The organism is Lentiprolixibacter sp. (assembly GCF_982873095.1).
The window spans coordinates 1-6,279 of the sequence record NZ_CEYNTP010000089.1 but is presented as its reverse complement, the minus strand read 5'-3'; the positions used below and the strand labels follow the sequence as shown (position 1 = coordinate 6,279).

Below are 6,279 nucleotides of genomic sequence, written 5' to 3'. Positions count from 1 at the left end.
GCTCCGTTTGAATATCTCCAAGATCATAATCGGGATGACCGTGGTTTCTTTTGCGACCTCGGCCCCCGAGTTAATCGTAAGTATCAATGCGGCCCTCGACGGCTTTCCGGACCTTGCCCTGGGCAATGTGGTAGGTTCCAATATCGCCAACCTGGGCCTGGTACTGGCCATTGTGATCCTTATGAGCAATATTGAGGTAAGGCGCAGTTTTTACATTACGGACTGGCCCATGATGATGTTTGCCACGGTCTTGTTTGTGGGATTTATTTATTTTGACCAACTCCTTCAGCGGCATGAGGGGGGGATTATGTTTGCATTGCTTTTTGTTTTCCTCGTCTACCTGCTCAGGTTCCAAAAGACGGCCATTGTGGACGACCTTCCGGAAGACGACCGGCCTTTGCCCCTGTACCTGTCTCTAATATTTCTTGCACTCGGTGCTACCGGACTCTGGGGAGGTTCGGAACTCCTTATCGAAGGAGCGGTGAACCTGGCGAAGCAATTTGAGATAAGTGAAAGGGTCATTGGTATTACCGTGGTTTCGGTAGGTACCAGCATTCCGGAACTGGCGGCCTCGGTAGTGGCGATAATCAAAAAGGAAAAGGCCATTTCTGTTGGTAACCTCATTGGGTCCAACATCTTTAATTTACTCGCTGTGCTGGGAATAACTGCGCTGATTACCCCTATCCCTGTTAAAGATCCAGGACTATTGTCTGACGACATCTTCTGGATGCTGGGGATTTCTTTCCTCATCCTTCCCCTGGTATTCTTACCCAAAGGTTTACGCCTGGGGTGGCGGGATGGTTTGGTGCTTATAACCCTGTATGTCGTGTTCCTATTCCTGACCCTGAATTAAAAAAGAAACCCCCGCGGATGGCGGGGGTTTCTTAGCTTTTATTACCGTAGTTGTAAAACTTATCCGGCAACTGTTTCCAGTTTAGCGGACTTTACGGTCTTAATGATCCTTCCGGCCACTTTGTAGGGATCAGCATTGGAAGCCGGTCTGCGGTCTTCCAGCCATCCTTTCCATCCACTTTCTACTGTGGCGATCGGAATACGGATAGAGGCGCCCCGGTCAGAAACTCCATAGGAGAATTCATTGATCGACTGGGTCTCGTGCAATCCGGTAAGACGCTCATCGTTAAAGGCTCCGTACACGTCAATATGGTCTTCTGCCACAGGACGGAATGCTTCACAGATCGCCTCGTAGACACCTTTGCTTCCTGCGGTGCGCAGGGTGCTGTTGGAGAAGTTGGCGTGCATACCACTACCGTTCCAGTCCCCTTTCACGGGCTTTGGGTGTAGTTCAATATAATAGCCATACTTTTCTGTGAGTCGGTTTAGCAGGTAACGGGCCACCCATAACTCGTCTCCGGCCCTTTTGGCGCCTTTGGCGAAGTTCTGGAATTCCCACTGTCCTGGAGCAACCTCCTGGTTGATACCCTCTATGTTGAGTCCGGCATCCAGGCAAATATTCAGGTGCTCATCTACAAAGTCACGCCCCCAGGTGTAACGGCCACCTACAGAACAGTAGTATTTACCTTGAGGTCCTGGAAATCCACCCCTAGGGAAGCCCAAGGGCAGGTCGGTTTGGGTATCCATCAGGAAATACTCCTGCTCGAAACCAAACCAGAAATCGTTATCATCGTCATCAATCTGGGCCCTGTGGTTGGACTCGTGGGGAGTTCCATCTGCATTCAATACCTCACACATCACCAAAAATCCGTTTACACGTTCCGGATCAGGGTAAATGGCTACGGGCTTCAATAAACAGTCCGAAGCATTCCCTTCGGCTTGCTCAGTGGAGCTCCCGTCAAAAGACCACATAGGACAACTTTCCAGTTTACCATCGAAGTCGTCCATGATTTTCGTTTTACTGCGGAGTTCCTGGGTGGGCTGATGCCCGTCCAACCAGATATACTCTAATTTTGTTTTACTCATAATACCATGGATTTTTAAAAAAAATTACTGACCGTCAAAAATATAATAATTCTACATACCCATAATATAGATGAGGGGGTAATTATCAAAAAAATCGATATAATTATTAACACCCCTTTTTTTTAAGGGGTAAATTGATTAAAAAGCATTTTTTTCAGGATTAACTGTCAAATGTTTAATTTTGACGGATAGAAAATTCCGAAACTTTTTGGTTATGTCCACGATACGCAAACAGGCACTTAAAGAGAGTATGAAACGGGAGATCATCCCGGTAGTGACTACCGGGCGGCGTTCCGAAATTTATGGCAGCCACGTCTTTGGTCAGGACCGCATGCGGCAGTACCTCACCCGTGACGCTTTGAATAGTGTTTATGCAGCGATGTACTCCGGTGCGAAGATTGACAGGCGTATTGCCGACCAGATCGCAGAGGCAATGAAAGCCTGGGCCATTTCCATGGGGGCAACTCATTATACCCACTGGTTTCAACCCCTGACGGGAGCAACTGCAGAGAAGCACGATGCCTTTTTTGATCTGATGTCTGATGGCAAGGCCCTTGAAAAATTCGGCGGCGGACAGCTCGTACAACAGGAACCCGACGCTTCCAGTTTTCCCAGCGGTGGGTTGCGCAATACCTTTGAAGCACGTGGTTATACCGCCTGGGACCCTACCTCCCCGGCATTTATCTATGGAACTACATTATGCATCCCTACCATATTTGTTTCCTACACGGGGGAAGCCCTCGACAATAAGGCCCCTCTGCTGCGTGCACTGAGTGCCGTTGATGATGCCGCTACAGCAGTGGCGCGGTATTTTGATAAAAATGTGTCCAAGGTATTTGCCACTTTGGGCTGGGAACAGGAGTACTTTCTGGTGGATGCAGCCCTTGCCAAGGCGCGCCCCGACCTCGTTATGGCGGGCCGGACCCTGGTAGGGCAGGATGCCGCCAAAGGACAACAATTGGATGACCATTATTTTGGCGTGATCCCGCAACGGGCCCTGCAATTCATGAAGGAGCTGGAGACAGAATGTTTGAAACTGGGGATCCCCATCAAGACACGTCACAACGAAGTGGCACCGAACCAGTTCGAACTGGCCCCGGTTTATGAGGAGGCCAACCTTTCTGTGGACCATAACCTGCTGCTGATGGACATCATGGAAAAGGTAGCAGAGAAACACAAGTTCAAAGTGCTATTCCATGAAAAGCCTTTTGCCAAGATCAATGGCTCCGGGAAACATAACAACTGGTCCCTGGCGACAGATACAGGTGTTAACCTCCTGAGTCCGGGAAGTACGCCGATGAAAAACCTGCAGTTTCTCACCTTTTTCGTGAATACCATCAAGGCCGTGGATAGTTACGAAGAATTGTTGCGCTCTTCTATTGCTTCTGCCAGTAATGATTTGAGGCTTGGGGCCAATGAAGCGCCACCAGCCATCTTGTCTATCTTTATCGGCAAGCAGTTGAGTGAGGTGTTGGATGAGCTGGAGGGGGTGTCTCAGGGGAAACTCTCGCCGGAAGAAAAGACCGAACTGAAACTCAATGTAGTTGGAAAGATCCCTGAAATCCTTTTGGACAATACCGATCGCAACCGTACCAGTCCGTTCGCATTTACCGGGAACAAATTCGAATTCCGGGCCGTGGGCTCCCGAACCAACAGTGCCAAACCCATGACGGTTTTGAACACCATTGTGGCCAAACAACTGCAGGATTTCAAGAAAGAGGTAGACACCCTTATTGAAAAGAAAAAACTTAAGAAAGACGAGGCGATCTTCAACGTGCTTCGGGAATATATAAAGTCCTCCAAGCGCATCCGGTTCGAAGGAGATGGGTATAGCGCAGCCTGGGAAGCGGAAGCCAAACGCAGGAAACTCAGTAACAACCCTACTACTCCGCATGCCGTCAAGGTAATGACTTCCAAAGACACCCTTGATCTTTTCAAGGCCATGGACGTGATGAGCGAAACTGAGATACGCGCCCGTCAGGAGGTAGAACTGGAGACGTACATCCTGCAGACACAAATCGAGGGCAGGGTGTTCAATGAATTGGTGTACAGTTATATTTTACCGGCAACGATTGCTTATCAGAACACCCTGATACAGAATGTTCAGGGACTCAAGGACATCTACGGGGCAGCGCATAAGACCTTTGCTGAAGGGACGCTCAACCTTATTGAGCGGATCTCCCAGCATGTTATGGAGATGAAGAAAAACACGGATGCCATGGTGGAGGCCCGGAAAAAAGCCAATGCCATGACAGACATCCCCAAAAAAGCAATGTCCTACTGCGAGGAAGTACGCCCCTATTTTGATAAGATCAGAAGGCACTGTGACCGCTTGGAGCGACTTGTTGACGACAATGCATGGCCGCTGGTAAAATACCGCGAACTTCTGTTCAATAAATAGGCCAAATTGCCTGTTCCTATTTAAACTTGCGGGATACCTGTTTTTCTATGGGAGGTTTCCTATTTTTGCTGCTAAACAGTACCTATGGGATCAGCTAGTGAACGATATGGAAAACGCGGGGTTTCAGCCTCCAAAGAAGACGTGCATGCCGCCATCGAGGGAATAGACAAAGGGCTTTTTCCCATGGCCTTCTGCAAGATCGTTCCGGAGTACCTCACAGGAGACAAAGACGCCTGCCTGGTAATGCATGCAGACGGTGCCGGGACCAAATCTTCCCTGGCGTATATGTACTGGAAAGAAACCGGGGACCTGTCGGTCTGGAAAGGGATCGCCCAGGATGCCCTGGTCATGAACCTGGACGATCTGCTCTGTGTAGGGGCAACCTCCAACATCATGTTGTCATCCACAATAGGCAGGAACAAAAACCTGATCCCGGGAGAGGTCATTCGCGCCATTATCCAGGGGACAGAAGAACTGATCGATGAATTGGAACAATTCGGGATCCAGATCTACTCTACCGGAGGGGAAACCGCTGATGTAGGGGACCTGGTACGCACCATAATTGTGGATTCTACGGTGACGGCGCGCATGAAAAGGAAAGACGTAATCGATAATGCCAACATCAGGGAAGGTGATGTCATCGTAGGCCTGGCTTCCTTTGGACAGGCCACTTATGAAAGTGAATACAACGGGGGTATGGGCAGTAACGGCCTCACTTCAGCAAGGCATGACGTCTTTTCGAATTATCTGTCGAAAAAATACCCTGAGAGCTATGACCATGCGGTACCCGGGGATCTGGTCTACTCGGGAAGCATGAAACTTACAGACCCGGTAGAAGGGGTTCCCCTGGATGCTGGTAAGCTGGTACTTTCACCCACCCGCACCTATGCCCCTGTAATCAAAAAGATCCTCGAATCCTGTCCGGCCCACCATATCCACGGTATGGTACATTGCAGTGGCGGGGCACAGACCAAGATCCTCCATTTTATTGAAGATCTGCACGTGATCAAGGACAATCTGTTCCCGGTACCCCCTTTGTTCTCCCTTATCCAGAAAGAATCCGGAACCCCCTGGCGTGAGATGTACCAGGTATTCAACTGCGGCCACCGTATGGAATTGTATGTAGATGAGATAGTTGCTGATGATCTGATCGCGATCGCATCTTCTTTCGGCATTGATGGCCAAATCGTGGGGCATGTAGAAGGTTCGGAAGGTAAGAAACTTACTATCCAAAGCCCTTACGGGACCTTTTCCTACTAAGGTATACGATTCCCCTGTTTCCGTCGTTTTCATATAGAATCCCCTGCCGTTGCGGGCAGGATTTTTATTATGTACGAAAAACAATTGTTATGGAAAGAAAGACATTCTTGAAAAGCCTGGGGGCAGGTGCCGCATTTGCCCTGACTTTTCCTTGTTTACAAGGTTGTTCAAAGGACGACAATGGAGGGGAAAACCCTGTACCTACCGGGGTAGACTTTACCATCGACCTTAATTCGGCCGAAGGTGCAGATCTTCAGAACAATGGGGATTTTATCCTGAAAAATGAAGTGGTGGTTGTGAAGAACCTGCAAGGCAATTTCGTGGCAGCAAGTCAGATTTGCAGTCATCAAGGATACGATACAGTTCGTTTTATTGCTGAAGACGGAGGATATTTTCAGTGTTTTACACATTTCTCCGAATTTGACCAGAACGGTACGCCACTAAATCAAATCACAACTAACCCACTTAAAATCTTTAATACAGAGTTAAATGGAAATATCCTGAGGGTATTTGATTAGTTATTGTCTGCGTTCATCCTCTTGGCAGTACGGTAAGGGATATTGCCTATGGGGGGTTCGGGCCTGCTGATCCTGCGGTATTTCAATCGAAGTCCCAAATCTGATAACCGTGAGAACTACAGTAATTTTGTTCTTTTCCTGCTTTCTGGTGCTGGGTAGCAA

5 protein-coding genes are annotated in these 6,279 nt (G+C 48.7%); 4 read left to right on the top strand and 1 reads right to left on the bottom strand.

Going from position 1 to position 6,279, the window contains the following annotated elements:
• Nucleotides 1-853, top strand: an 853-nt coding sequence (locus AC4E7D_RS07040; protein ID WP_490173106.1) for a calcium/sodium antiporter, incomplete at its 5' end; no start/stop codon positions are given.
• Between the two features lie 59 nt (nucleotides 854-912).
• Here AC4E7D_RS07040 and AC4E7D_RS07035 read toward each other — a convergent pair.
• Nucleotides 913-1,938, bottom strand: coding sequence for a glutamine synthetase beta-grasp domain-containing protein (locus tag AC4E7D_RS07035; RefSeq protein WP_490173105.1), 1,026 nt, complete (start codon nucleotides 1,936-1,938; stop codon nucleotides 913-915).
• A gap of 214 nt (nucleotides 1,939-2,152) precedes the next feature.
• On the opposite strand from AC4E7D_RS07035, the gene AC4E7D_RS07030 reads away from it, so the two are divergent.
• The 3 genes from AC4E7D_RS07030 (at nucleotide 2,153) to AC4E7D_RS07020 (ending at nucleotide 6,117) form a co-directional block, all read left to right on the top strand.
• On the top strand, nucleotides 2,153-4,339 hold the full coding sequence (locus AC4E7D_RS07030) for a glutamine synthetase III family protein (RefSeq protein WP_490173104.1): 2,187 nt from the start codon (nucleotides 2,153-2,155) through the stop codon (nucleotides 4,337-4,339).
• 84 nt (nucleotides 4,340-4,423) lie between these two features.
• Nucleotides 4,424-5,599 (top strand): AIR synthase related protein, encoded by a 1,176-nt coding sequence (locus AC4E7D_RS07025; RefSeq protein WP_490173103.1) that lies wholly within the window; start codon nucleotides 4,424-4,426, stop codon nucleotides 5,597-5,599.
• Between the two features lie 89 nt (nucleotides 5,600-5,688).
• Entirely contained in the window at nucleotides 5,689-6,117 is a 429-nt protein-coding gene (locus AC4E7D_RS07020; protein WP_490173102.1) for a QcrA and Rieske domain-containing protein, read from the top strand.
• The last annotated feature ends 162 nt before the right edge of the window (nucleotides 6,118-6,279 follow it).